This is a genomic window from Streptomyces sp. NBC_00872 (assembly GCF_045161915.1).
In the GTDB taxonomy this organism is placed as follows: Bacteria; Actinomycetota; Actinomycetes; order Streptomycetales; family Streptomycetaceae; genus Streptomyces.
The window spans coordinates 948,892-972,064 of the sequence record NZ_CP108806.1 but is presented as its reverse complement, the minus strand read 5'-3'; the positions used below and the strand labels follow the sequence as shown (position 1 = coordinate 972,064).

Genomic DNA, 23,173 nt, shown 5'->3' with positions numbered 1-23,173 from the left:
ACTCAGCGTGGTGGCACCACAGAACCTGAGCCAGAGTCATCTCGGGCTCTGGCTCGAATTCCGTGATGCGGGCACGCTGGGTGACGGTTTGTGGCCGCACCGGCCTCTGGGAAGTCGCCCGAAAATGATCCGGGGCGATCTCGAGTAGCTGACAGTTCGAGGCCGTGGACGAAGTGGTCCTCCGGCTGGAGGAGTTGCTGTTCCCGTCGATCGCGGACGTGGCGGTGGTGGCGGTGGACGTGGAAAACGAGACGGTGCGGGTCGAGGCCCGCAGTACGGCGTCCGGTTCGGCCTGTCCGGGCTGCCGGAATTGGTCGAGTCGGGTTCATAGCTTCTACTTGCGGTTTCCGGCGGATGTGCCCAGCGCAGGGCTGCGGGTGGTGCTGTGTCTGCGGGTCCGCCGGTTCGCTTCGTGTTCGCGGCAGACGTTCGTTGAGCAGGTGCCGGGGTTGACTCGGCGGTACGGCCGGTGGACCGAGCGTCTACGTTCGACGCTGGCGTCGGTCGGTCTCGCCCTCGCTGGTCGAGCGGGCGCCAGGATGGCTGGTGTGTTCGGGGTGACCGTAAGCCGCAGCATGGTGCTGCGACTGATCGAGGCGCTGCCCGAACCGGAACCACCGACCGTGCGAGTGGTCGGCGTCGACGAGTACGCCACGCGCAAGGGCCGCCACTTCGGCACCGTGCTGGTCGACGTCGAGACGCGACGGCCGGTTGACCTGTTGCCGGACCGGGAGGCATCGAGCCTTGCCGCCTGGCTGGCCGAGAGGCCAGGGATCGAGGTCGTCTGCCGGGACCGAGCCCCGTTCTTTGCCGAAGGCGCCACCGCTGGGCACCTCAAGCGGTGCAGGTCGCGGACCGCTGGCACCTCTGGCACAACCTCAGCGAAGCCGCTGAACGGTGTGTCGCCGACCATCGGGGGTGCCTGCGCGGCACTGCGCCCGAGCCGCCCCGGCAGGTCAAGGAACCGGAAGAACCCCGCGCACAAGAGACCGAAGTTCCTTGTCTCCCGGGCCCTTTGGGCATGGGTCGGCCTGCCGGTGGCCGCCGAACTTGTCGCCGGATTCCCGCCCGGCCTGCTCCAGTGGCCGGCTGCCGCCGTCCAGCACCTCACCCGCAACCGGATCACAGGCGGCGGAGCGGGTTCCGTCTCCTCGGGAGCTGGACGGGCGAGGTGAGGGCTGATGTCCGCGATCCCCCTGTCCTCGCGGCTGTCAGCGGCCGCCGCGAGGACCCACGAACTCCCAGTTTGCGAGGCGTTTGTCTCAGGAGCTGGGCGAGCAGGCCTGGCGCGAGCCGGGCCTTGGTGCTCCCACCGGCGAGGCGCCTCAGCGAACGATCACGCGGCTCGAGCAGCGCAACGTCGGGCTGACCGAGGCCTGGAAGAGAGCCAGTCCGATCTGGCGGCGTCCCGGGAAGCCAATCGTGAGCTGACCCGGACCCTCAACCAGCGCGGAGAGCAGCCGAGACCAGGGCGCGCCCGCCCCTAGTGACGCTGGATGAGGAACCGGGGCGGGCCCATCACCGGATTGTCCTCCCGCCCCGGGGAAGGGCTTGCGCGAAACCGTGCGCGGAATGCCGCCTGCGGGATAGGAGGCCCGCCATCCCTCCTCCATCCCTCAAGTTCCCCGAACACATGTGTCATAATCGAGCGCTGATCATGGCAAGAAACGATCGGGGGCCGTGTGAATGCCGTTTCTCTGGACGCCCCCTATCGGGACACGGATGCGGATCAACTCTGCTTCTCGCTGGACCTGACGGAGCGTCCGGCGCTGGCAGAACGTGTGGTATCGCTCGGCGGGCTGGACGTGCGGCTGCGGCTGCTCGGGGCCTCGCACCAGGTGTTTGCCGGTCCCGTGGGGGAGACAGTGGCCTGTCTGCAGGGCGCGGTGAAGGGTCTGCCCGAGACCTGCATCCGTCATCTGCCGGGCTGGGTCTACGACTTCGGCGCCACCACCCGCCGACTGGTTCCCGAGGAGTTCAGTGCCGAGGTCGCGCAGGTCCTCGACCAGGCCGACGACGCCGAGCACAGCCTGTGCGGAGTCTTCCCCGGTTCGCCGGATGCGGTCACCGCGGTGGTCGTCGAGACGGCCGAGGGACCGCACGGTGCCGGGCTCGTCTGGCGCACCTGGCACACGTATCCGCAGAACGGCCAGATCGTATCGACGTACAGTCGGCTGGAGGCCCGATGAACGCCCGACTCGTCCGCGCAGCGGTGGCGGCAGTGCTGGCCGCGTCCCTGCTCACCGCCTGCTCCGGCGACGCGGACAACAACGCGGTACCGCGCGAGTGGATCAGGAAGACGTACACGGAGACCGGGGCGGGCTGGCTCGACCCGGACAGTACCCCGAGCGGGGTCGCACAGGCGATCCGCACCGAGCGGACTGAACTGGACCGTTCCTCCGGAGGCGGCATGGAGTTCCTGCGTTACGGCGACGACATGATCACCGTCTCACCGTACCGGAGCGGCAGCCTGATCGAGATCGAGGACTACCGCAACGGCTACCACCGCCACCAGCGGCACCTCACCTACTGGCCGGCCCCGGACAGCACGAGCTTCCGCGGCGGCGGCCCCGGCGAGGGTAAATAACGCCCGGTGACCGGCCGTATCTCCACCCGGCGCATCCCACGCTCCTCCCGCACAGCACCTGATCATGCCCCGACTCCGCCGCCAGGAAAGGCAACGCAGTGACCGAGATCTTCGAGTCGACCGGCCAGGCCCTGCTCTACGGAGTCGTGGGCCTCGTTGTGATGGCCGTCGGCTTCATCGCGCTCGACCTCGTCACACCGGGAAAGCTGTACCACGTGGTATGGACCGACCGGAACCGGGGCGCGGCCGTTCTTTTGGGCAGCCAGTCCGTCGCCGTGGGCCTGGTCGTCATGAAGGCCATCGCGGCGAGCGAGTCCGAGCAGGGGATCGGCTACGGCCTGATCAGCACGCTGCTGTACGGGCTGGCCGGGGTGATGGTGATGACCGTCGTCGGCATTGTGATCGGCGTGTTCGCTCAGGGCCAGATGGGCGCGGTCGTCCTTGACGACCAGGACGGCCGTCCGCACCCCGCCGCCTGGGTCCAGGCCGGCATGTACCTGGGCACCGGGCTCATGGTCGGCGCGGCGATCTCGTAACGCCGCCCGTCGATGAGCGCCACCACCCTGCAAGGCCGCGACGCCACAGCGGCTCCCTCCCGTCCCGCCGCCGTCCGGCACACCCGGGGGGCTCGTTTCCTGCTGCTCTTCGCCGTCTTCCTCTGCGCGGCCTGCGGCCTCGTGTACGAGCTGGCCCTGACCGCGCTGGGCAGCTACCTCATCGGAAACTCGGTGCTCCAGACCTCCGTGGTGATCTCCGTGATGGTGTGCGCCATGGGGCTCGGCTCTCTCGCCGCCAAACCCCTGCGCCGCCGCGCGGTGGGCGCGTTCGCGGTCGTGGAGGGCGTGCTGGCGCTGGTCGGCGGGCTGTCGGTCCTGGTGCTGTACTCGGCGTTCGCCTGGCTCCAGCTGTACACCCCGGCGATGATCGTGGTCGCGGTGGCGGTCGGCCTGCTGATCGGCGCCGAGATCCCGCTGCTCATGACCATGCTCCAGCGGATCCGGCGGCAGGAAGCGGGCAGCGCGGTCGCCGACATGTTCGCCGTCGACTACATCGGCGCGCTGGCCGGCGGCCTGGGCTTCCCGCTGTGGCTCCTGCCGACATTCGGCCAGCTGAAGGGCACGCTGGTGGTCGGCGCGGTCAACGCGGTGGCCGGTGTCATCGTGGTTGTGTTCATCTTCCGCCGGCAGATGCGGCGCTGGGTGCGCAACGCCCTGCTGGCTGGGGTCACAGCGGTACTGGCCGTGCTCGGGACCACGTACGCCCTCGCGGACGACCTGGAGGTGACCGCGCGCCAGCAGATGTACCGGGACCCGATCGTCCACGCGGAGACGACGTCATACCAGGAGATCGTCGTCACCCACTCCACGGCCTTCACCGGCGGACCGGACATCCGGCTCTTCCTCAACGGCGATCTCCAGTTCAGCTCCGTCGACGAATACCGCTACCACGAGTCCCTCGTCCATCCCACGCTCGCGGGCTCCCGCGCCAACGTGCTGATCATGGGCGGCGGCGACGGACTCGCCCTGCGCGAGGTGTTGCGCTACGACGACGTACAGCACGTCACGCTCGTGGAACTGGACCCGGCCATGACTCGGCTCGCGCGCGACTTTGAGCCCCTGCGCGACCTCAACGACAAGGCGTTGGACGACCCGAGGGTCACAGTGGTCAACGCCGACGCCTTCAACTGGCTGCGCGGCGCACGTCAGCGGTACGACGCGGTCGTCATCGACTTTCCCGACCCGGACACGGCGGCACTGGCCAAGCTGTACTCGGTGGAGTTCTACCACCTGCTCGGGCAGGTCCTGACACCGCAGAGCAGGGTGATGGTGCAGAGCGGTTCACCGTTCTTCGCACCGAAGACCTACTGGTCGATCGCGAAGACGATCGAGACGGCGGGCTACTCGACCACCGAGTTCCAGGTCGACGTACCGAGCTTCGGCAACTGGGGTTTCGTCCTGGCCAAACCGGGCGACGGTGCGTCTCCACCGCTGCGGCTGGCATCGAGTGCCACCCAACTGCGCTACCTGGACGAGGCGGTCCTGAAGGCCGCTGCGGTGTTCCCCGTAGACCGCCGCCGCCAGGACGTACGGCCGAGCACGCTGATGGACCCGGCCGTGCTGGAGTACGTGCTGGACGAGTGGGAGAACTACTGACCACGCGGCCCGTTCACCGCGTACACCGAAACAGCGCAGAGCCCTCCACGCGCTGCACCTCAGGATCGGACAGCGCGACGGAGACTACGGCGGCGGCGAGCGCCGCCGTCAGACCGCCGGGCGCCAGCAGCAGGGTCATCAACTCGCCAGTTGCGCCCATTGATCCGGGTGCGGGCACCCGCGCAGGCTCCCGGAGGATCTGCGACCGCAAGTCCGGGTGGCGTCCCAGCCACCTCCGCAGATCGTTCGACGCACCAGCCACGTCATCGCCGATATCGCTTACGGCCAGGGTTGTCCGCATGCGCCCCTCCCCCTGAGAGATTCCATCTTCCTTCTCCCAGTGCGGGGTACAAGGCCGATCCGGAGATCTGGCCTGATCCGTGACGACTGCTCCGGGGGGTGTCCTGATTCCTCGCTCCGAGGGTGTGTTGCTCTGGCACGGATGGTGGAGAGCCGCCCGTCTGCGGCTCCCCGCACAGCGGCGCAGCACCGTGGACAAGACCATGGAGGCGACCACGGCACCGACCCGTATGGGCACGTCTCGGTGCAGGTCGAGCCCGGACAGCGCGAGTACCGCGAGACCACCGTCGCCGACGCGATCGTTATCTAGCTGTCCTCACTGCTGTCACGCTCTGCCCCAGCCCCTCCAGGAAGTTGCCAGCGATGAGAGTTGCGGCGCGGGCCTGCATTCATGTGAAAGCCTTGGCGTTCAGTTCGGCCAGTTGCTGCTGGCGGGCTTGGTCGGCGGTACGGCCCCAGCGTGCGTTGTCGTAGTGGATGCCGGTCCCTGTGGGGTCGATGAAGTCGACGGTGCAGTTGCTGTGCTTCTGGTCGCATGGGCAGGTGCAGCGCTTGCGGGTGACCTGCCAGCCTGCCCCGGTGGGTCCGTCACCGAGGAGGCGGATGAGGTCGGGACAGGGCGGACCGTCGGTGGCCTCCATTCGGAAGCCTCCGTTCGAGGTCCAGGCGTCGGTCGAGTTGACGTTCCCGGGGCTGGCCGTGGCCCGGATCCGGCGTAGCAGGGGTGAGAAGACCGGGGCGGGGTCGTAGGGCGAGCGGGTAGATGTGTCGTGAGCGGCCTGTTCGGCAGGGGTCCAGCCGGGTTGGGGCTGGAGAAGGTTGTCGTAGGTGTGGCGCCGGTCGGTGATGCGGTCCCACCAGCGGGGGTTGAACCCGGTGAGGGTGATGCTGGTGGGGGTGTCTGGGCGGTAGAGGCGGATGGTGCGGCGGTCACGGCGAAACCGAAGCCCGGGGATGCCGGAGACGCAGTCGCGGGGATCGCTGTCGGGTTCGTCGTGGAAGCGGGGAAGGAGCAGGTCCGCCCAGCACATGACGATGTAGGGGGCGTTGATCACCTGGATGGTGAGCCGGTCGGGTTCCGGGCGGAGACGGACGATGCCGAGCGGATGCGCGGATAGGCCGCCGATCGCGCCGAGGCGGAGAAAGACCTCCGCCTCCAGACGGGCCTGTTCCACGTGCCGGGCCGGTGGGATGGTCAGCACGCCGCCGTCGGCGGGAAGCATGGCGTGGAGTGCCTGGTGGGTCTCGCCGGTGCTGCGGCGGCGGTCGGCGGTGCGGGCCAGGGCTTCGGGAACGCTCATCGTGATCTTTCCACGCCGGACCGGCCCCGTCCGGTCGGCGGCGATCCGACGGCTGAACTGCGATGGTGAAGCGGTTGATGAATGAGCTTCTGACCGGTCCTCGGCGAAGGATCGACGGGGTTGTCTCTTTCGCGCGGCCGGGCGCCCACTGGCCCGAAGCCGATGCAACTCGACCTGGGACGATCCATCAAGCCGCCACGCCGTGTGCTCTTTCCTTCGGCCTGATGAAGGGCGTGGCGCCTGAGGTGCACTTGGCTGACACGCCCGAAGTGAGTCCGACGGCCAGTGCTTGTTGTCTATCGATGAAGCCAGTGGCGGTGAACCTGCTCAACGTCTGCCTCAAGGACGTCGCGCAGTTCGTCATTGCCCTGCGGGATCTCCAGGCCCAGTGTGGAGGCAACCTCTCGGTACGCCGTTGTCAGTTCGGGGTCACCTGTGGCGAGAAGGGCAGAGAGCAGCGGCTGGTCCTTGGACGACTGCCGTTCGACTCTGATGAGGACGTCGATCCGTTCTGCGGCGGTCATTCGCGGCAAGGCCGTGCCGAGTTGCTTCTGCAGCTTGCTCCAGGTGGTGATCTTCTGTTCTCGTGCGGCCTTCAGCAGGGCCCCACGAACTGAGGGGCCTCGCGTTTTCCGGACAGGATTCTGACCGTTTATTTCACGCGGCGATTCGCAACTTCTCGTACTCGGCGTGGACTTCGCACGGAGGGCGGTAACCCACCGCCGAGTGGAGGCGTTTGCGATTGTACCAGAATTCGATGTAGCGAGTGATGTCCTGCCGAGCGGCCTCGCGGGTCAGGTAAGTCACCCTTGATACGAGCTCGTTCTTCAGGGCGCCGAAGAATGATTCGGCCATGGCGTTATCGAAACAGATCCCGGTGCGGCCGGAAGATCTGCGGAGCCCGAACCGGTCGAGCGTCTTCCCGAACTCGGCTGACATGTAGTTGCTTCCGCGGTCGGAGTGAAATATCGCGTCGACCGAAAGGTTCCTGTTGCGTGCCGCGTTGCGAATTGCCCTGGACATCAGTGGGGTTTGGTAGTGGTCGTCCATCGCGTAACCGATGACTTCCTTCGTGCAGCAGTCGATGACCGTTGCAAGGTACAGCCAGCCTTCCCCGGTCGCGATATAGGTAATGTCGCCGACGAGCTTTTTGCCGGGCGCATCCGCAGTGAAGTCGCGGCCGACGAGGTCCGGCACCTGGCTGGCCGCGGCCTGAGTGAGGTTGAACCTCTTCGGCCGTGGCAGGCCAGGGCACCAGGCCCAGTTCGCGCATGAGGCGACGGACCAGCTCCACGCCCGCGGCGACGCCCCAGCGGTGCAGCTGGGCCTGGATGCGCCGGTGCCCGTAGGTGCTGTCGGACATGTCGAAGGCTTTCTCGATGAGCAATTTCAGTTCTTCGCACCGCTGAGCTGTCGCGGATTCCGGGCGGGATCTCCAGTCGTAGTAGCCGGATCTGGAGACGCCGAGTCGGCCGCACATGAACTCGACGCTGTATGCGTACTCCTCGGTGTCGAGCCGCATCTCGTCGATGAACTCGTACTTGCTTGCTACCGGGGATCCTTCGCGAAGTACGCTGCGGCTTTTTTCAGGAAGGTAACTTCCATCTCCAGCTCGCGGTTGCGTCGTTCGAGTTCCTTCAGGCGCGCTCGCTCGTTCACCGTCAGTTCCGCATCGGGAGCCGGTTCCTGCTGCTTCTGGTACTTCTTCACCCAGCCGCGTAGCGTCTCCGGGTTCAGCTCAAGCTCCCGGGCGACTTCGGAGATCGTCTTGCTTGACCTCAACGCGATCTGGACGGCTTCCTCGCGGAACTCCGGCGAGTACTTACTGGGTGGCGCCACTTCTTCCTCGTTTCCTTGTTCAGGACAACCCTATTGGGTGGCTGTTCGGAAACTTCGTGGCCCCTCACAGGTAGCGGTGGCTGTAGAGGGGGACCAGCTGCGGGACGGCCGCCAACTCGGGCCGTGCGATCTGCAGCGCGTCGGGTGTCCCTGCCGGCCTCGGGCTCCAGGCGGGGTGCCAGAAGCTGTTGTGCTCCACGTCGAAGAGCACTCCCTCGACCGGTTGAGAGAGCCGGGCGGCCAGGTCCTTGGGGTCGCCGTTCCGCCAGTCGGGCCAGCGTGGCGACCCGTGCGGGAGCCCGGCGGAGAGGAAGATTCTGTGGTCCGCCGAGAAGATGAAGCCGCATCGCGCCTCGACCGCGTCGAGTTCCCGCTCGCTGAGGCCGGGCCCGATCTCGGCCCGGAGCATGTTCTGAAGGTCCCTGGCGGCTTCCAGGGTCAGCGGAGGGGGCGACTGTGCGGTCATCCCGGCAGCATAGTGACCAGTACGACTACAGATCCTCACTGACCAGCAGCGATGAAGAACGGGCACTCACTTACTGATCGTTTCAGAATGAGGTTCGGGGTCGTCTCAAGCAGATGATGCTGCGGGCGAGTTGGAGTAGGCCGAGGTGGAGGTCGGCGCGTATCTCGTAGCGGATACGGAGTCGTTTGAAGTGGTGGAGCCAGGCGAATGTGCGCTCGACGACCCAGCGGGTCTTGCCGAGTCCGGAGCCGTGCGGGGTGCCGCGACGGGCGATCTTCGGGGTGATTCCACGAGCCCGGACCAGACGGCGGTACTTGTCGAAGTCGTAGCCGCGGTCGGCGAACAGCTGTCGGGGGCGACTGCGTGGCCGGCCGCGCGGACCGCGGATGGGTGGGATGGCGTCCAGCGGAGACATGAGCTGAGTGACATCGTGGCGGTTTCCGCTGGTCGGTGAGACGGCCAGCGGAGTTCCGTGCCGGTCGACGATCAGATGGTGCTTGCTGCCGGGCCGGGCCCGGTCGGCTGGCGAAGGTCCGGTGTGAGCCCCCCTTTGAGCGCCCGGACGTGTGAGGCGTCGACCGCGGCGTCGTCCATCTCCAGGAGACCCTCTTTGCGCAGTTCCGCCAGGAGGACCTCGTGCAGACGGGGCCACACCCCCGCTTCAGTCCAGTCACGCAGGCGCCGCCAGGCCGTCACCCCGCTGCAGCCGACCTGCTCCGCGGGGACGTCCCGCCAGCTCACGCTTTTGCGCAGCACGTAAACGATGCCACGCAAAGCCGCACGGTCATCCGCAGGCAACCGCCCGGGATACCGATGCCGCCGAGGCGGACGAGCAGGCAGCAACGGAGCCACGCGCTCCCACAGGTCATCAGGCACAAGATCAGCAGACACCCAACAGATCCTGCCTACACAGAACCCAACTGCCAACCCTCCCAACGACGCTCATTCTGAAACGATCAGTAAGACCTAAGTGGGCGGTTCGTAAGGTGATGTCCTTTTCTGGCTGAGGTGGGAGCAAGGACGCTGGTGGAGGTTCGGTCGGCTATTGCTTTCGAGCGAAGTTGCCGGTGTCGGCCTCGGTGAGGATGCCGAGTTTGACCAGGCGTTTCAGTTTGGCGCGGGTGCCTTCGACGTTCTTCGGCAGCAGTTCGTGGCCGAGGGCTTCGCAGACGTCCTTGGCCCGTAGCGGCCCGGTCGTGTGGTTGAAGGCGGCAAGGATGCGGGGGTAGTCCGGATGCTCGGGCAGGTCCGGCGCGACGGCCGGGAGCCGGTCGGCAAGGCTGGTGACGGTCTTGCGGGTGATCGCGAGGTGCTCCAGGTGCATCTCGGCCTCCCGCAACCGGGTCTGCAGGCCGTCGATCTGCGCACGAAGGTCGTCGGCCAGGGCCCGGGCGGCGTCTTCCTGCAGGTCCAGGGCATCGAGCAGGGGCCGGAGGTTCACGCCGCCACCGCCGCCGTCTCGCGCCAGGTGGGGGCGTTCGCGCCGGTGAGGCGCCGGGTCATGACGTGGGTCATCGCCCAGTAGACGCGGGAGACGGAGGAGGACGGGCGGTGCTCGTAGTCGCGGACCAGGCGCCGGTGCAGTATCAGGATCCCGTAGGTCTGCTCGACCCTCCACCGCTTCGGCTGCGGCACGAACCCCTTGACCTGCGGGTTGCGTTGGACGATCTCGACGTCGATCCCCAGGCCGGCGCCGTGCGCGACGACCTGGTTCTTGAAGCCCTGGTCGACCAGGGCTTTGCGGACACTTCCGCCGGCGTGCTCGGCGACCTGGTCCAGCAGGAGATTTCCCGCGGCGTTGTCGTGGGTGTTCGCAGCGAGGACGACGACCGCGATGACCAGGCCGAGGACGTCCACGGCAAGGCCCCGCTTGCGGCCGGGCACCCGCTTGGCCGGATCATGGCCACTCGTGGAGACGGGGACCCCGGCGGCCACATGGACACTCTGGGTGTCCAGCACCACCAAGGTCGGGTCCTCTAATCGTCGGGCGCGTTCGCGGACCTGGCAGCGCAGGAGTTCATGGATGACCTGGTCGGTCCCGTCGTCCCGCCAGGCGGCGAAGTAGTAGTACGTCGCGCTCTTCTGCGGCAGGTCGTGCGGGAGATAGGCCCACTGGCAGCCGGTCCGCCCCTGGTAGAGGATCGCGTTCACGATCTCCCGCATGTCGTACGCGCCCTGGTGGCCGCTGACCGAGCGGTGCCGGCCCTTCCACGCGGTGATCACCGGCTCGATCAACGACCACTGCTCGTCCGATAAGTCACTCGGATACGGCTTGCGTTCACTCACCCGAACACATCACCAGATCAACAACCGCGGACCGGCAGATTCCGCCCCGCTGCCACACCATCAGGCGACAGCAGAACCACTCAAAGACTCACGAACCGCCCACTAAGACTTGGTGGCCCTGTCCGGTCACGCGTCCTGGCCTGATGCGCAGGCCAGAAGCTCGTGTACCGCTTCGGAAGGATCCGCGAGCAGAACCGGCGTGTTATTGATTGGCAAGCCCATATTTCGTGCGGAGGCGAACGGGACGACGTTGTCGGGAGGCGGGACGGCTTCCTCAGACCCCGACGTTCGCCGTCAGCTCCCGCCGGGCTCGGGCCGCGGCGCCGACCGGTACCGCATCGGTGGCCAGGGTTGCCCTGACCAGCCGGACCGGGTGGCCGCTGACCGGCGGGTCGGCGGCCAGCGATGCCATGATGAGGGGTTCCAGCAGGGGCCAGGCGCGGCTGACCCCGCCGCCGACCACCACCGTGGTGATGTCCACGATGCCCGCCGTCATGACTATCGCCCGAGCGATCCCGGCTCCGGCGGCCCGGTACACCGCGAGGGCGTCCTGGTCACCGTGGCCGGCGGCCTCGGCGACCTCGCGGGCGGTCAGCCGGCGGCCGGTGCGGTCCGCGTAACGAGCGCTGATGGAGCGGCCGGAGGCCAGGGTCTCCAGATGGCCCCGGCCGCCGCACGAGCAGAGCAGATCGCCGAAGCCGGGGATGTGCCCGATCTCGCCGGCCGCGCCGTGCGGCCCGGTGAACAGGGCGCCGCCGGTCCACAGCGCGCCGCCGACCCCGGTGCCCAGTGTCATCCCGAGGACGTCCGGCTCGCCGCGTACGGCGCCGCCGGACACCTCCCCGTAGAGGAAGGCGTTGACGTCGTTGTCCAGGAAGGCCGGGACGCCCAGGGCCTTCTCGACGGCGTCCGTCACCGCGAAGCCGGCCCAGCCGGTGAAGGAGTCGCTGGCCACCAGGATGCGGCCGGTGGCGGAGTCCACCACGCCGGCCGCGCCGACCCCGCTGCCGGCGAGGCGGCCGGGGGTGCGCTTCAGCAGCGGGGCCAGCGCGCCCATGGCCGCGCCGATCATGGCCTGGCCGCCGTCGGTCGCCGGGGTCGCCACCTCGGCGCGGTCCAGCACGGTCAAGTCCTCGCCGCAGAGCACCACTTGGGTGGTGGTGCCGCCGATGTCCACTCCGGCGAAGAGCGTACGGTCGTGGGAACTCACCCCTGGGCCTCCGTCCGGTCGGCCGCGAGGGTGGCCAGGCGTTCGGCTCTGCGGCCGCGTTGGATCACCGGGTCGGGTACCGGCACGGCGGCCAGCAACCGGCGGGTGTAGTCGGTCTCCGGGTGCAGCAGGGTCGCGCCGGTGGCGCCCTGTTCCTCGATCCTGCCGGCCCGCATCACCACGACGCGCTGGGCGAAGTGCTGTACGACGGCGAGGTCGTGGGAGACGAAGAGACAGGCGAAGCCCAGCTCGTCCTGGAGTTCGGAGATCACTTCGAGCACGGCCTCCTGCACGCTCACGTCGAGCGCGCTGGTGGGCTCGTCGGCGACCAGCAGCCGGGGCTCCAGGACCAGGGCGCGGGCCAGGCTGACCCGTTGGCGCTGACCGCCGGACAGCTCCCGGGGGGCACGCCGGGCGACATCACGCGACAGCCGGACCCGTTCGAGGACGGCGGCGACCTTGGCCTGGCGGTCCTTGGCGGAGAGCCCGCGGCCGTGCACCCTGAGCGGCTCGGCGATGCACTCGCCGACCGTCATACGGGCATCCAGCGAGGCCACCGGGTCCTGGAGTACCACGCCGATACCGGCCCGCAGTGCCCGCCGGGCCCGGGACCGGGTGCGCGCCAGGTCGGTGCCGAACAGCGAGGCGGCGCCGGAGTCCGGCCGGATCAGACCGAGCGCGACCCGGGAGGCGGTGGACTTGCCGGAGCCCGACTCGCCCACCAGGCCCAGGGTTTCCCCGGCGTGGACGGTGAGCGACACCTCGTCCAGAGCCCGTACGGCACCCTTGCCACGGCCGAACACCACCGAGACGTCGCGGAGTTCGACGACCGGCTCGGTGTCCGGGCGGGTGGCGGCGGGCGACGGTACCGGCGGGCCCGCCTCGGCGACCGACAGCCGGGGCACCGCGGCCAGCAGCCGCTTGGTGTAGTCGTGGGACGGGCGCAGCAGCACGTCCTCGACCGGACCGGTCTCCACGATCTCGCCGTCGTACATCACGGCGACCCGGTCGGCGAAGTCCGCGACCACGCCCATGTTGTGGGTGACCAGCAGGACGCCGGTGCCGGTCTCCACGGCGAGGCGGCGCAGCAGGTCGAGGATCTCGGCCTGCACCGTGACGTCCAGCGCGGTGGTCGGCTCGTCGGCGATCAGCAGGGTGGGGTCATTCGCGATGGCCATGGCGATGACCACGCGCTGGCGCTGTCCGCCGGAGAGCTCGAAGGGGTAGGCGCCGGCCCGCTTCTCCGGCTCGGGGATGCCGACCTTGCGGAGGAGTCCGACGGCCTCGGCGGCGGCGTCCTTGCCGGACACCTCACGGTGGTTGCGGATCACCTCGGCGATCTGCTTGCCGATCCGGGTCAGCGGGTCCAGCGCGGTGGCCGGCTCCTGGAACACCATGGTGACGGTCCGGCCGCGCAGCGCGGCCAGGTCGGCCTCACGGGCACCGACCATCTGATGGCCCGCGATGGTGGCACTGCCGGTGGTACGGGCGTTGCCGTCCAGCAGGCCCATCGCGGCCAGCGCGATCGTGGACTTGCCGGAACCCGACTCGCCGACCAGGGCGAGCGTCTCGCCGGGGCGGACGTGCAGGGAGACACCCCGGACGGCCGGCACGTCGCCGGTCTCGGTGGTGAAGACGACCCCGAGGCCGTCGAGTTCGAGAATGGGCCCGGCCTGCGGGGCGGCGGAGCCCTGGGCGGCGGTCATCCGCGTCCCCTCACGTCGAATGCGTCGCGGAGTCCGTCCCCGATCGCGTTGAACGCCCACACCACCAGGATGATGGCCAGGCCCGGCGGCAGGATGAGCCACCAGTAGCCGGAGTAGGCGGCGGTGAGACCGGCCGAGAGCATGCCGCCCCAGTCGGTGGCCGGCGGCTGGACGCCCAGGCCCAGGTAGGAGACGTACGCGACGAGCAGGATGGCGTCGGCGATCTGGAAGGTGGCCGCGACGATGATGGTCGAGACCGAGTTCGGCAGGATGTGCCGGGTGATCGCACGGGTGTGCGTTCCGCCGATGGCCCGCAGGGTCAGGACGTAGTCGCGGTTCTTCAGGGTGAGTGTCTCGGCCCTGATCAGCCGGGACGGCACCAGCCAGGAGACGACGCCCAGGATGACGATCAGTCCGGTCGGGCCCGGGGTGGTGATGGCGGAGACCACCAGAAGGATGAAGAGCGCCGGGATGGCGATCCCCGCGTCCACGATCCGCATCATGACCGCGTCGATCCAGCCGCCCGCGTAGCCGGCGGCGGCGCCCCACAGGGTGCCGATCAGGGTGGCCAGGATGCCCGCGGCGAGGCCGACGGTCAGCGACACCTTGCCGCCGTACATCAGCCGGCCCAGCTCGTCGTGGCCGACCGCGTCGGTGCCGAGCCAGTGCGAGCCGCTGGGGGCGAGGTTGACCTGTTCGAGCATCGTGTGGGTCTGGTCGGTGGAGTACACCAGCGGACCGGCGAAGCAGAACAGGAAGAAGAAGACCACGACGCCGAGCCCGACCACGGCGAGCCGGTTGCGCAGGAAGCGCCGGACGGCGAGCCGGGAGCCGGACGCCGCGGTGGCGGCGGTGGCCTTGCCTGGCATCTGCTCCGGCTGGATGAGGGCGCTCATGCCCGGCCTGCCTTCACTCGGGGGTCGATGAGCCGCTGGACGATGTCGGCGAGCAGCGTGCCGGCCACGGTGGCGATCGCGATGACCAGCACACAGCCCAGCAGCACCGGGTAGTCGGAGGACTGCGCGGCGGTCCAGAAGAGCAGGCCCATGCCGGGGTAGTTGAAGAGCTGTTCGACCACCAGGGCGCCGCCGAACAGTACCGGCACGTAATAGCCGAGCATGGCGATCACCGGCGTCAGCGAGTTGCGGAACACATGCCGCCACAGGATGGCGCGGGAGCGGGAGCCGCCGGCCCGCGCCGTCCTGACGTAGTCCTCGGACAGGTTCTCCAGGGTGGCCGCCCGCATGTAGCGGCTGAACACCGCGATCATCGAGGCGGCACCGGCGACGACCGGCAGCACCAGCGCCTGCGGATCGGCGAACACCTGGGCGAGCGTGTCCCCCTGCGGGGCCTGCGACGGGAACCACGGCAGCACCTGGCTGAACACCAGCACCAGGATCAGCCCGAGGAAGTACACGGGTGTGGAGTAGGCGATGAAGCTCAGCGTGGTGATGACGTAGTCGGCCGGCCTGTTGCGCCGGACGGCCTGCCACATGCCCAGCGGGACAGCCAGCAGGAGGCCGACGACCGCCGACAGGGCGGTGAGCACCAGGGTCTTGGGCAACCGCTCGGTGATGAGCTGGGAGACCGGCTCATTGAGGGTGTACGAGGTTCCCAGGTCGCCGTGCAGCAGTCGGTCGAGGTAGTAGAGGTACTGCACGGGCAGTGGCTTGTCGAGGTGTTGCTCGTGGTTGAAGGACGCGATCTGCTGCGCTGTGGCCTGCGGGCCGAGGATCCCGCGAGCGGGACCCCCGGGCAGGGCGTGCAGCAGACAGAAGACCACGATCGTCACGATGACGATCACCGCGACGGCCTGGAGGGCCCGTCGAATCAGGTACGTGGAAGTGGTCATGTGCTTTCCGGTCGCTTCGGCTCAGTGCTGCGCGTGGTCACAGGCCGGGCTCACTTGGTGGTCCACTTCCACATGGCCGGGTGGAAGTTGGCGAGCGAGTCCTGGGCGAAGCCGCCCAGGCCGTTCTTGACCACGGAGACCTGGTAGTCCGGCTCCGGCAGCCAGATGACCGGGAGGTCCTCGGCCAGGGCCGCGCTGTACTTCTGCACCGCCTCGTCGGAGGAGGAGGTGGTGGTCTCGGTGATCAGCTTGTCCACCGCGGGGCTGGAGTAGTTGCCGAAGTTGGAGCCGCCGCCGGTGGCGAAGAGCGCGTCACCGCTCGGGTAGGCGGGGAAGTACCAGCTGCCGGCGGTGCCGAAGAACGACAACTGCCACTTGCAGCCCGCGTCGTCGGGCTCGCACTGGCCGGACTGCGCGAGGACCGAGTTGACCGGGGCGGTCTTGATGGTGAAGCCGATGCCGCTCTTGGCGAACGACGACTGCAGGGCACTCATCATGTTGTCGGTCACGGTCGAACCGGACTGCGAGAGCACCTGCATCTGGAACTTCGTGCCCTTGTCCACATCGGCGCCGCACTGGTTGTCGCCGGTGCCCGGCGCGGTGCACACCATGGTGCCGTCCTGCTCGGTCCAGCCGTGGTCGCTCAGCAGCTGCTTCGCCTTGGCGGTGGAGAAGGGGTACGGGTTGTTCTTCTGCTCCGGCGAGACGAAGGACGAGCTCTGGCCCTGCGGGATCGGACCGTAGGTCGGGACCGCGGTGCCGTTGAAGACGACCTTGGAGAGCGTGGCCTGGTCCACCGACATCTGGATCGCCTGGCGGGCGTAGAGCTGCTTGAAGACCGGGCCCATGGCGGGGTTGTTGAAGTTGTAGGGCATGTACGTGATGGCCCAGCCGGACCACGGCTTCACCGTGTAGCCCTTGGCGGCGAACGATGACTCCTGGCTGAGGTTGGTGGCGTTGATGTAGCCGTAGTCGACCGTGCCCGCCCGGAGCGCGTTCTCCTCGGCGTCCGTGGTGGTGAACGGCAGCAGGTTCACGTTCTTGATGCCGGCCTTGCCGCCGCCGTCGTACTTGGCGTTGGCGGTCAGCACGACCTTGCCGGCCGTGGAGAACGACTTGATGGTGTACGGGCCGCTGACCGTCTTCCAGAGCGGGTCGGTCGCGTAGCCGGAGATCTTCTTGGCGGAGTCGTTCAGGTACGTCCAGACCTTCTTGGCGCCCGCGGGGGTGCGGTCGAGGTCCGACACGGTGCCCGAGTCGCCGGTCTTGTCCCAGGCGTGCTGAGGCATCACGCGGATCATGCTGAGCTGGTTGGCGAGCATCCACTGCTGGTTGTACGCCTGGTCGAAGGTGATCGTGAAGTGCGTCGGGTCGACGACCTTCAGCGAGGTCCAGTTGTCCGGCGCCTTGCTCGGGCTGTAGCTGGCCCATTCGGCCTTGTTGGCCTTGACGAGGTTGAACCAGAACTCCATGTCCCGGGAAGTGATCTGCTTACCGTCGCTCCAGTGCCGGTCGCCGAGCGTGATGGTGACGCTCCTGCTGTCCTCGGCGAATTCGGCGGCGGTGGCCAGCGAGTTCTTCTTGTTCCAGCCGACCGTACCGGTGGAGCCGTCAAAGGCGATCAGCGGTTCCCAAAGGGACTGGGATATGGAGGAGTTGTTGGTGTTCAGATGCGCGGCAGTGCCGACCGGGAGTATCCAATTCGGTGTGAAGTTCGCCGGCAGCGCGTAGTTGACGGTGTCCGACGAGCCGGAGCCGGACGACGAGGTACCGCTGCCGGAACAGCCGGTCAGCAGAGCGCACGCGGTGGCAGCGGCGCCCGCGACGAGGGCCCAGCGGCGGCTGTTCGCCGTGTGACCAGGGAACATGATTCTCCTCAGAGTGAAAGGGCCCGCATGCGTCCCAGGGACCGGGCGGGTGCCGCAGGACCGGCACTGCGTTCACGACAGCTAACGCCGGACACGCCTGAGAAACAAAGCAAGAATTAGTAACAAGTAAGTTACTGCGAGTTCGAAGAAAGTCTTCCCGCCTCGATCGGCCCTCTTTTGTGGGTGCATTTGGATTGATTTGAGAGATTTCGTGGACGGTTTACTTTCTTCACCGGACTCTTCCCTTGCATGAAGCGCGGGCATACTGTCGTCGCCATACACGCCGCTGCGGAAGTTACTTCTTACATGACTGGAATAAGTGCTTGGGACGGCAAGGCCGCGAAAGGCACCTCAGCTCTTGCCGCGCGGGTCCTGGAACTCGTCGCATCGGGCCAGGCCTCGTCGCGCGCCGAACTCGCCGGACTGCTCGGCGTCTCCGCCTCCACCATCTCCCTCAGCGTGGCCCAACTGGTGGAGCGCGGGCTGATCGCCGAGGAGGGCACCCAGACCTCTACAGGCGGGCGCCCTCGCAAAGCGCTGAGACTGGGAAGCGACGACGAGTTCGCCGTCGCCGCCGACCTCGGCGGCCGGCACGCCAGGATCGGTGTCGTGCTGCCCGGTGGCGGCCTGACCGATGTCTCGACCGTCCCCTTCCTGATCGCCGACGGTCCCGAGGCGGCCCTGCCGCGGCTCGCCGAGACCCTGGAGGCGCTGGCCGAGCAGCGTGGACGGGACCGACTGCGCGGGGTCGGGCTCTCGCTGCCCGGACCGGTGGACATCGTGTCGGGCTCCGCTGTCATGCCGTCCCGGATGCCGGGCTGGAACCGGTTCCCCGTCACCGCCTGGCTGGAGGAACGCTTCGGCGTCCCGGCCGCCGTGGACAACGACGCCAACTGCATGGCGGTCGGCGAGCACACCGTACGGCCCGCCGAGTACCGGAAGACGATCATGGTGAAGATCGGCTCCGCGATCGGCGCCGGCGTCATGGTCGACGGACATCTCTACCGGGGCGCCACCGGCGTGGCCGGTGACATCACCCACATCCGGATCGGTGGCGGCGGCGACATCCCGTGCTCCTGCGGCAACACCGGCTGCCTGGAAACCGTGGCGTCCGGCGCCGCCCTGGTCCGCATCCTGCGTGAGCGCGGGGTCGACGTCAGCCGCCCGGAGGACGTGGTCCGGCTGGCCCTGGACGCCGACCCGGAGGCCACGCGCGCGGTTCGCAGGGCCGGCGACTACCTCGGTCAAGTGCTCGCGGCCAACGTCAACTTCTTCAACCCGGACGCCGTCTACCTCGGCGGCATCCTCTCCACCTTGGAGCCGTTCGTCGCCGCTGTGCGCAGCCAGCTCTACGAGAGCTGCCACCCGCTGGTCACCGAACACCTCACCATCGAGCGGGCCAGCCTGGGCGCCGACGCGGGACTGGTCGGCGCCGGACAGTTCGCCCTGCAACGCGCCATGGCCCATGCCCTGCGCGGGGTCGGCGGCGCCGAACCGGCCACCGACCGGTTCCCCGTCCCCGCGCCCCGCAACGCCTGACGCCCTGAGGCCCGACGCCTGAAGCCCCACTCCCTACGAGCTACGAGGAGCCATGCCGCAATCCCGCACCGCCGCGGCCCGCCCGGTCATCGCCATCGCCGGACTCGGCATCGAGTCGTCCACCTTCTCCCCCGCTCGCACCCGGGCCCCCGCCTTCCACCCCTCGCGCGGCGCCGACGTGCTGGACCGCTACCCCTTCCTGGCCCCCGGCGAGGAACTGCGCGAGGCAGCCGACTGGCACGGCGCCCTGGTCGGCAAGTCGCTGCCGGGCGGCACCGTCACCGCCGACGCCTGGGCCGAGCTGACCGACGAACTGATCGAGCGGCTCGCCGCGCTGCCCCGGCCGGACGGCCTCTGGTACGACATCCACGGCGCCATGACCGTGGAGGGCATCGACGACGCCGAGGCGGTGCTCCTGGAACGTATCCGCGCCACCGTGGGCCCCGGCGTGATCATCTCCACCTCGATGGACCTGCACGGCAACGTCTCCCGCGAACTCGTCCACGGCAGCGACCTGATCACCTGCTACCGGATGGCCCCGCACGAGGACCACATGGAAACCAAGGAGCGGGCCGTCCGCAACCTGGTGGACCTGCTGGTCTCCGGCGCGCCCCGCCCGGTCAAGGCCTGGGTGCCGGTGCCGGTGCTGCTGGCCGGCGAGCAGACCTCCACCCGGATCGAGCCGGCCAGGAGCGTGTACGCGGCCGTGGCCGAGACCGAGGCCGTGGACGGTGTGATCGACGCCGCGATATGGGTCGGCTACGCCTGGGCCGACGAACCGCGCAACCGCGCCGCGGTGGTGGTGACCGGCACCGACCGGGCCGCCGTGTCGGCCGGTGCCGAACGCCTGGCCCAGGGCTTCTGGAAGGCCCGCGACGACTTCGACTTCGTCGCCCCCACCGGCACCTTCGACGGCATTCTGGACGAGGCCCTGGCCGGTGACCTGCGCCCGTACTTCATCAGCGACACCGGGGACAATCCGACCGCCGGCGGCGCCGGTGACGTGACCTGGGGCCTGACCCGGCTGCTGGCCCGCCCGGAGTTCCGGAAGGACGACGGCCCGACCGTCATCTACGCCTCGGTGCCAGGACCGGCCGCCGTCGAGACTGCCGTCGCCGCCGGTGCCGGCGCCACCGTCACGGTCACCGCCGGTGCCGAGGTGGACGACCGGCACGCGGGCCCGGTCACCCTGACCGGTGTGGTGCACGCCGTCCGGCACGACGACCGCGACGCCGAGACCGAGGTCGTCATCCGTGTCGGCAGCGTGTACGTGATCCTCACCAAGCTCCGCAAGCCCTACCATCACGAGCACGACTTCACCGACCTGGACCTCGACCCGCGCGGCGCCGACATCGTGATCGTGAAGATCGGCTACCTGGAGCCCGAGCTCTTCGACATGTCGGTCGGCTGGAAAATGGCGCTCACCCCCGGCGGTGTGGACCAGGATCTGGTGCGCCTGGGCCATCACCGCATCCGCCGCCCGATGTTCCCCTTCGACCGCGAGATGGCCGACCCGGACCTGTCGGCACGCCTCATCCCCGCCTCCGACCAGCCCCTCGGCGGGGACGACGAGTGACCGCACGACCCGCCCTGGAGATCGCCGTCACCTCACCGGCCGGGGCCCGCGTCGCCCGGGAGAACGGGGCCGACCGGGTCGAGCTCTGTGCCGCCCTGGAGCTGGGCGGGCTGACCCCGTCGGCAGCCCTGGTGGAGGCGGTTGCCCGGGAGGGGCTGCCGGTGCACGTGCTGGTCAGGTGCCGACCCGGCGACTTCGTTTATGCCGCGGAGGAAATCACGCTGATGGCCGCCGAGGTGCGGTCCGTCATCGCCTCCGGCGCCTGTGGCGTGGTGATCGGCGGGCTGACCGCCGACGGCGCCCTGGACACCATGGCGGTCGCCCGGCTCGTCGAAGCGGCCCGCGCCTCGGGCCGCCCGGTGGACATCACACTGCACCGCGCCATCGACCAGTCCGCCGACCCGGTGGCCACCGCCGCGCTGCTGCCCTCGCTCGGCCTTACCAGGGTCCTCACCTCGGGCGGCGCCCCCACCGCGGCCGAGGGGCGGGAGACGATCGCCGCGATGGCCGCCGCCGCACCCGGGGTGCAGGTGATGGCCGGCGGCGGGGTTCGCCCCGCCGACATCCCGGCCCTGACCTCGGCCGGAGCCTCCGCCGTCCACCTCTCAGCCAAGACCAGGGCGCTGACCCCGCGGGGAGGCCGCTGGGTACCGCTGGGCACCGGGGGCGCGTCGGCCGAGCAGGACACCCACTTCGTCACTGATCCCGAAGTGGTGGCCGAGGCACGGCGGGCAGTGGAGAGGGAGGGCCGGGGCCCTGCTCCAGGGTAGGCAGTCCTGGACCTCGCTCCGGGCACCTGAGCGGATGGGCAGTCTTTCCCGGGACCGGATGGGGACCAGTCGGTCCGGCGGGATCCAGCGGTGGTGTCCGGGGGCGAGCCGGGGCATCCCGACCCGGTACTCCTGTGGGTTCGATCTTCCACGGGCGAGGGCGTCGATGTCAGTGGTGACCACTAGCTTGAAGTCACTGGAGATCGGCCGTACCGGCCGGCCGGGGCATTTGGGGAGGGGTGTGCTGTGTCCACTGCGCAGGCACGACAGACGGGGAACACGACGTATCTGGAGCTGTCCCAGGAGAGCGGCGGTGCCCACAAGTTCTACGAGGTGACCGTCGAGGGGACGACCGTCGCCGTGCGGTACGGGCGGATCGGCGTGGACGGACAGCGCCAGACCTCCGCCTTTCCGACTGTGGAGAAGGCACAGGCCGCGGCGGCGAAGAAGATAGCCGAGAAGGTACGGAAGGGGTACGCGCCCGCCGTTCAAGGGCAGCGCGCGGCCCGCGCCGTGACCCGCCGTCAGGTGACGTCCGCCCCGTCCACCGCGCGGGCGACGGCCCCGGTGCTGTGGCGGTTCCGCACCGGCGCCTCGGCGTTCGGTATCCATGTGGACGAGGACCGCTGCTGGGTCGGCAATCAGCACGGCGACGTCTACAACCTGAGCCATGCCGGCGAGGTGCTGGCGCACTACTCACTGCCCGACGGTGTGAAGTGCCTGGTGGCGGACGACTTCTGGATCTACGCGGGCTGCGACGACGGCCGGGTGTACGACCTCTCCTCGAAGGTGCCGTTCGCGGCTTACGAGATAGCGGACGAGGTCGACATCTTCTGGCTGGACATCCACGCGGGCGTGCTGAACGTCTCCGATCGCAACGGAGGTCTGACGGTGATCGACCATGAGGACGAGCTCCAGTGGTCGCGCAACTCGTCCGGGGACAACGCGTGGATGGTGCGGGCCGACGACCGCGCCGTGTACCACGGGCACAGCCGCGGTGTGACGGCGTACGCGGGGGACGGCACCGGCCAGCTCTGGCACACCGCGACCAGCGGCAATGTGCTCTTCGGATGGCAGGAGGAGGACGCGGTCTACGCCGGTACGGGGCGGCGGGTCGTCCAGCGCCTCGCGAAGTCCAACGGATGGATCGAAGCCTCCTACCAGTGCGACGCGGCGGTGTACTCGTGCGCCACCTCCCCCGGCGGGCGGTATGTCTTCGCGGGTGACTCCGCTTCCTCCGTCTACTGCTTCGACGCCGACGGCACCCGGCTGTGGAAGCTCGGAACGGGCGGCGGCTCCGCGCTCTCCATGCAGTACCACGACGAGAGGCTGTACATCGTCTCCACGGACGGGTCGCTCGCCTGCGTCGACGCGACCGAGGCCGCGATCAACGCAGCCCAGTCGGGCACCGTCCCGGTCGCCGCGGACATCAAACTGGCGGCCGCGCTGCCGACGTACGCACCGCTGACCACGGCCGCCTCCGTCGCCACGGTCAGCGCTGTCCCCGCGGCGGGGAGCGGAGTCCTCGTGGAGTGCGTTCAGGAGGGAGGACGAGTGCGGGTGCATGTGGTTTCCGAAGGCTATGAGACGGGTTGGAACGTGCAGTTCCCGCGCGCGATACGCCAGCCCGGCGCCCGCTATGTGGTGGACGCGCTGCACTCCTCCTCGGGTGGCTTCTACCGAGTGCGTGGAGAGATCAGGCGCCTGGTGTGACAGGCGG

The 23,173-nt window shown here is 68.9% G+C and carries 21 protein-coding genes and 1 pseudogene; 10 read left to right on the top strand and 12 right to left on the bottom strand.

Features of this window, described 5'->3' with window-relative positions; all coding sequences use genetic code 11:
* The first annotated feature begins 164 nt into the window (after positions 1 to 164).
* From OG214_RS04205 to OG214_RS04185, 5 genes are all read left to right on the top strand, one after another.
* On the top strand, positions 165 to 1,175 hold the full coding sequence (locus OG214_RS04205) for a transposase (protein ID WP_405983815.1): 1,011 nt from the start codon (positions 165 to 167) through the stop codon (positions 1,173 to 1,175).
* 507 nt (positions 1,176 to 1,682) lie between these two features.
* Positions 1,683 to 2,189: a DUF2617 family protein gene (locus OG214_RS04200; RefSeq protein WP_405983814.1), complete on the top strand. Its 507-nt coding sequence runs from the start codon at positions 1,683 to 1,685 to the stop codon at positions 2,187 to 2,189.
* Positions 2,186 to 2,587, top strand: a complete 402-nt coding sequence (locus tag OG214_RS04195) for a DUF4247 domain-containing protein (protein ID WP_405983813.1) — start codon at positions 2,186 to 2,188, stop codon at positions 2,585 to 2,587. Before OG214_RS04200 ends, OG214_RS04195 begins: the two co-directional genes overlap by 4 nt.
* 98 nt (positions 2,588 to 2,685) lie before the next feature.
* Entirely contained in the window at positions 2,686 to 3,123 is a 438-nt protein-coding gene (locus tag OG214_RS04190; RefSeq protein ID WP_405983812.1) for a DUF350 domain-containing protein, read from the top strand.
* A gap of 12 nt (positions 3,124 to 3,135) precedes the next feature.
* Positions 3,136 to 4,740 carry a polyamine aminopropyltransferase gene (locus tag OG214_RS04185; protein ID WP_405983811.1) on the top strand — a complete coding sequence of 535 codons (1,605 nt, stop codon included), beginning with the start codon at positions 3,136 to 3,138 and terminating at the stop codon, positions 4,738 to 4,740.
* Positions 4,741 to 4,753: 13 nt separating this feature from the next.
* Here OG214_RS04185 and OG214_RS04180 read toward each other — a convergent pair whose 3' ends face one another.
* Both OG214_RS04180 and OG214_RS04175 read right to left on the bottom strand, forming a co-directional pair.
* Complete coding sequence (locus OG214_RS04180; protein WP_405983810.1) at positions 4,754 to 5,041, bottom strand: effector-associated constant component EACC1; 288 nt, start codon at positions 5,039 to 5,041, stop codon at positions 4,754 to 4,756.
* A gap of 388 nt (positions 5,042 to 5,429) precedes the next feature.
* Entirely contained in the window at positions 5,430 to 6,341 is a 912-nt protein-coding gene (locus tag OG214_RS04175; RefSeq protein ID WP_405983809.1) for a hypothetical protein, read from the bottom strand.
* A gap of 77 nt (positions 6,342 to 6,418) precedes the next feature.
* On the opposite strand from OG214_RS04175, the gene OG214_RS04170 reads away from it, so the two are divergent.
* Positions 6,419 to 6,958 (top strand): hypothetical protein, encoded by a 540-nt coding sequence (locus OG214_RS04170; RefSeq protein WP_405983808.1) that lies wholly within the window; start codon positions 6,419 to 6,421, stop codon positions 6,956 to 6,958.
* 40 nt (positions 6,959 to 6,998) lie between these two features.
* Here OG214_RS04170 and OG214_RS04165 read toward each other — a convergent pair.
* From OG214_RS04165 to OG214_RS04120, 10 genes and pseudogenes are all read right to left on the bottom strand, one after another.
* Positions 6,999 to 8,180, bottom strand: a pseudogene (locus OG214_RS04165) (IS3 family transposase).
* 64 nt (positions 8,181 to 8,244) lie between these two features.
* The gene (locus tag OG214_RS04160; RefSeq protein ID WP_405983807.1) at positions 8,245 to 8,646 is read right to left on the bottom strand and encodes a hypothetical protein; all 402 of its coding nucleotides are present in this window, start codon (positions 8,644 to 8,646) and stop codon (positions 8,245 to 8,247) included.
* Positions 8,647 to 8,728: 82 nt separating this feature from the next.
* A protein-coding gene (locus OG214_RS04155) for an IS5 family transposase (protein ID WP_405983806.1) occupies positions 8,729 to 9,537 on the bottom strand; the annotation gives its coding sequence in 2 pieces (ribosomal slippage) (positions 8,729 to 9,198 and positions 9,198 to 9,537; 810 coding nt in all).
* A gap of 151 nt (positions 9,538 to 9,688) precedes the next feature.
* Complete coding sequence (locus OG214_RS04150; RefSeq protein ID WP_331746043.1) at positions 9,689 to 10,087, bottom strand: hypothetical protein; 399 nt, start codon at positions 10,085 to 10,087, stop codon at positions 9,689 to 9,691.
* The gene (locus OG214_RS04145; protein ID WP_331746046.1) at positions 10,084 to 10,932 is read right to left on the bottom strand and encodes an IS5 family transposase; all 849 of its coding nucleotides are present in this window, start codon (positions 10,930 to 10,932) and stop codon (positions 10,084 to 10,086) included. Before OG214_RS04145 ends, OG214_RS04150 begins: the two co-directional genes overlap by 4 nt.
* A gap of 274 nt (positions 10,933 to 11,206) precedes the next feature.
* Positions 11,207 to 12,142, bottom strand: coding sequence for an ROK family protein (locus OG214_RS04140; RefSeq protein WP_405983805.1), 936 nt, complete (start codon positions 12,140 to 12,142; stop codon positions 11,207 to 11,209).
* On the bottom strand, positions 12,139 to 13,848 hold the full coding sequence (locus OG214_RS04135) for a dipeptide ABC transporter ATP-binding protein (RefSeq protein ID WP_405983804.1): 1,710 nt from the start codon (positions 13,846 to 13,848) through the stop codon (positions 12,139 to 12,141). The genes OG214_RS04140 and OG214_RS04135 overlap by 4 nt, the downstream gene beginning before the upstream one ends.
* The gene (locus tag OG214_RS04130; protein ID WP_405983803.1) at positions 13,845 to 14,744 is read right to left on the bottom strand and encodes an ABC transporter permease; all 900 of its coding nucleotides are present in this window, start codon (positions 14,742 to 14,744) and stop codon (positions 13,845 to 13,847) included. The genes OG214_RS04135 and OG214_RS04130 overlap by 4 nt, the downstream gene beginning before the upstream one ends.
* Positions 14,741 to 15,700 carry an ABC transporter permease gene (locus OG214_RS04125; RefSeq protein ID WP_405983802.1) on the bottom strand — a complete coding sequence of 320 codons (960 nt, stop codon included), beginning with the start codon at positions 15,698 to 15,700 and terminating at the stop codon, positions 14,741 to 14,743. The genes OG214_RS04130 and OG214_RS04125 overlap by 4 nt, the downstream gene beginning before the upstream one ends.
* A 50-nt stretch (positions 15,701 to 15,750) precedes the next feature.
* Positions 15,751 to 17,568, bottom strand: a complete 1,818-nt coding sequence (locus OG214_RS04120; protein WP_405983801.1) for a peptide ABC transporter substrate-binding protein — start codon at positions 17,566 to 17,568, stop codon at positions 15,751 to 15,753.
* Between the two features lie 306 nt (positions 17,569 to 17,874).
* Between OG214_RS04120 and OG214_RS04115 the strand changes: the two genes are divergently transcribed.
* The 4 genes from OG214_RS04115 (at position 17,875) to OG214_RS04100 (ending at position 23,166) form a co-directional block, all read left to right on the top strand.
* Positions 17,875 to 19,107, top strand: coding sequence for an ROK family protein (locus tag OG214_RS04115; RefSeq protein ID WP_405983800.1), 1,233 nt, complete (start codon positions 17,875 to 17,877; stop codon positions 19,105 to 19,107).
* A gap of 52 nt (positions 19,108 to 19,159) precedes the next feature.
* Complete coding sequence (locus OG214_RS04110) at positions 19,160 to 20,683, top strand: M81 family metallopeptidase (protein WP_405983799.1); 1,524 nt, start codon at positions 19,160 to 19,162, stop codon at positions 20,681 to 20,683.
* Positions 20,680 to 21,453, top strand: coding sequence for a copper homeostasis protein CutC (locus OG214_RS04105; protein ID WP_405983798.1), 774 nt, complete (start codon positions 20,680 to 20,682; stop codon positions 21,451 to 21,453). The genes OG214_RS04110 and OG214_RS04105 overlap by 4 nt, the downstream gene beginning before the upstream one ends.
* A gap of 246 nt (positions 21,454 to 21,699) precedes the next feature.
* The gene (locus tag OG214_RS04100) at positions 21,700 to 23,166 is read left to right on the top strand and encodes a WGR domain-containing protein (RefSeq protein WP_405983797.1); all 1,467 of its coding nucleotides are present in this window, start codon (positions 21,700 to 21,702) and stop codon (positions 23,164 to 23,166) included.
* The last annotated feature ends 7 nt before the right edge of the window (positions 23,167 to 23,173 follow it).